The 3214-nt window shown below is 53.2% G+C and carries 2 rRNA genes; both read left to right on the top strand.

The window, feature by feature from the left end:
- Nucleotides 1–58 precede the first annotated feature (58 nt).
- Nucleotides 59–2961: ribosomal RNA gene (locus HX884_RS25250) — 23S ribosomal RNA — on the top strand.
- 187 nt (nucleotides 2962–3148) lie between these two features.
- Nucleotides 3149–3214 (top strand): 5S ribosomal RNA (gene rrf, locus HX884_RS25245); the annotation flags it as partial.

Genomic DNA, 3214 nt, shown 5'->3' with positions numbered 1-3214 from the left:
GGTGTGTTCGAGTCTCTCAAATTTTCGCAATCAGAAGTGAAACATCTTCGGGTTGTGAGGTTAAGCGACTAAGCGTACACGGTGGATGCCCTGGCAGTCAGAGGCGATGAAGGACGTGCTAATCTGCGAAAAGCGCCGGCGAGGTGATATGAACCCTTGACCCGGCGATGTCCGAATGGGGAAACCCAGTGCAATCCGTTGCACTATCGTTAACTGAATACATAGGTTAACGAGGCGAACCGGGGGAACTGAAACATCTAAGTACCCCGAGGAAAAGAAATCAACCGAGATTCCCCCAGTAGCGGCGAGCGAACGGGGAGCAGCCCAGAGTCTGAATCAGCTTGTGTGTTAGTGGAAGCGTCTGGAAAGTCGCACGGTACAGGGTGAAAGTCCCGTACACGAAAATGCACAGGCTGTGAACTCGAAGAGTAGGGCGGGACACGTGGTATCCTGTCTGAATATGGGGGGACCATCCTCCAAGGCTAAATACTCCTGACTGACCGATAGTGAACCAGTACCGTGAGGGAAAGGCGAAAAGAACCCCGGCGAGGGGAGTGAAAAAGAACCTGAAACCGTGTACGTACAAGCAGTGGGAGCACCTTCGGGTGTGACTGCGTACCTTTTGTATAATGGGTCAGCGACTTATATTCTGTAGCAAGGTTAACCGTATAGGGGAGCCGAAGGGAAACCGAGTCTTAACTGGGCGTTAAGTTGCAGGGTATAGACCCGAAACCCGGTGATCTAGCCATGGGCAGGTTGAAGGTTGGGTAACACTAACTGGAGGACCGAACCGACTAATGTTGAAAAATTAGCGGATGACCTGTGGCTGGGGGTGAAAGGCCAATCAAACCGGGAGATAGCTGGTTCTCCCCGAAAGCTATTTAGGTAGCGCCTCGTGAACTCATCTTCGGGGGTAGAGCACTGTTTCGGCTAGGGGGCCATCCCGGCTTACCAACCCGATGCAAACTACGAATACCGAAGAATGTTATCACGGGAGACACACGGCGGGTGCTAACGTCCGTCGTGAAGAGGGAAACAACCCAGACCGCCAGCTAAGGTCCCAAAGTCATGGTTAAGTGGGAAACGATGTGGGAAGGCCCAGACAGCCAGGATGTTGGCTTAGAAGCAGCCATCATTTAAAGAAAGCGTAATAGCTCACTGGTCGAGTCGGCCTGCGCGGAAGATGTAACGGGGCTAAACCATGCACCGAAGCTGCGGCAGCGACACTATGTGTTGTTGGGTAGGGGAGCGTTCTGTAAGCCGTTGAAGGTGGCCTGTGAGGGTTGCTGGAGGTATCAGAAGTGCGAATGCTGACATAAGTAACGATAAAGCGGGTGAAAAGCCCGCTCGCCGGAAGACCAAGGGTTCCTGTCCAACGTTAATCGGGGCAGGGTGAGTCGACCCCTAAGGCGAGGCCGAAAGGCGTAGTCGATGGGAAACAGGTTAATATTCCTGTACTTGGTGTTACTGCGAAGGGGGGACGGAGAAGGCTATGTTAGCCGGGCGACGGTTGTCCCGGTTTAAGCATGTAGGCGGAGGTTCCAGGTAAATCCGGTACCTTTTAACGCTGAGGTGTGATGACGAGGCACTACGGTGCTGAAGTAACAAATGCCCTGCTTCCAGGAAAAGCCTCTAAGCATCAGGTAACACGAAATCGTACCCCAAACCGACACAGGTGGTCAGGTAGAGAATACCAAGGCGCTTGAGAGAACTCGGGTGAAGGAACTAGGCAAAATGGTGCCGTAACTTCGGGAGAAGGCACGCTGATATGTAGGTGAAGCCCCTGCGGGTGGAGCTGAAATCAGTCGAAGATACCAGCTGGCTGCAACTGTTTATTAAAAACACAGCACTGTGCAAACACGAAAGTGGACGTATACGGTGTGACGCCTGCCCGGTGCCGGAAGGTTAATTGATGGGGTTAGCGGTAACGCGAAGCTCTTGATCGAAGCCCCGGTAAACGGCGGCCGTAACTATAACGGTCCTAAGGTAGCGAAATTCCTTGTCGGGTAAGTTCCGACCTGCACGAATGGCGTAATGATGGCCAGGCTGTCTCCACCCGAGACTCAGTGAAATTGAACTCGCTGTGAAGATGCAGTGTACCCGCGGCAAGACGGAAAGACCCCGTGAACCTTTACTATAGCTTGACACTGAACACTGGTCCTTGATGTGTAGGATAGGTGGGAGGCTTTGAAGCGTGGACGCCAGTCTGCGTGGAGCCGTCCTTGAAATACCACCCTTTAATGGCTGGTGTTCTAACGTAGACCCGTAATCCGGGTTGCGGACAGTGTCTGGTGGGTAGTTTGACTGGGGCGGTCTCCTCCCAAAGAGTAACGGAGGAGCACGAAGGTTAGCTAATCCTGGTCGGACATCAGGAGGTTAGTGCAATGGCATAAGCTAGCTTGACTGCGAGAGTGACGGCTCGAGCAGGTGCGAAAGCAGGTCATAGTGATCCGGTGGTTCTGAATGGAAGGGCCATCGCTCAACGGATAAAAGGTACTCCGGGGATAACAGGCTGATACCGCCCAAGAGTTCATATCGACGGCGGTGTTTGGCACCTCGATGTCGGCTCATCACATCCTGGGGCTGAAGTAGGTCCCAAGGGTATGGCTGTTCGCCATTTAAAGTGGTACGCGAGCTGGGTTTAGAACGTCGTGAGACAGTTCGGTCCCTATCTGCCGTGGGCGCTGGAGAATTGAGGGGGGCTGCTCCTAGTACGAGAGGACCGGAGTGGACGCATCACTGGTGTTCGGGTTGTCATGCCAATGGCACTGCCCGGTAGCTAAATGCGGAAGAGATAAGTGCTGAAAGCATCTAAGCACGAAACTTGCCCCGAGATGAGTTCTCCCTGAGACTTAAAGTCTCCTGAAGGAACGTTAAAGACGATGACGTTGATAGGTCGGGTGTGTAAGCGCAGCGATGCGTTGAGCTAACCGATACTAATGAACCGTGAGGCTTAACCTTACAACGCCGAAGGTGTTTTGGCGAAGAGACAGAATTTCAGCTTTGATTCAGAGTCCGAAGGATTTTGCGCTGAGACAAGGCGGCAAGCGAAGGAAAGGAAGGAGCATACTGAGGTATGTGACTGACTTTACGAGAGCAGCCAACGCAGTATCAGCCCAAAAGACACAGGACAGAGCAGAGGAATTTGCCTGGCGGCTGTAGCGCGGTGGTCCCACCTGACCCCATGCCGAACTCAGAAGTGAAACGCCGTAGC

This window comes from Enterobacter sp. SECR19-1250 (assembly GCF_013391025.1).
Lineage (GTDB): Bacteria > Pseudomonadota > Gammaproteobacteria > Enterobacterales > Enterobacteriaceae > Enterobacter > Enterobacter cloacae.
This window is presented reverse-complemented; position numbering and strand designations above follow the sequence as displayed.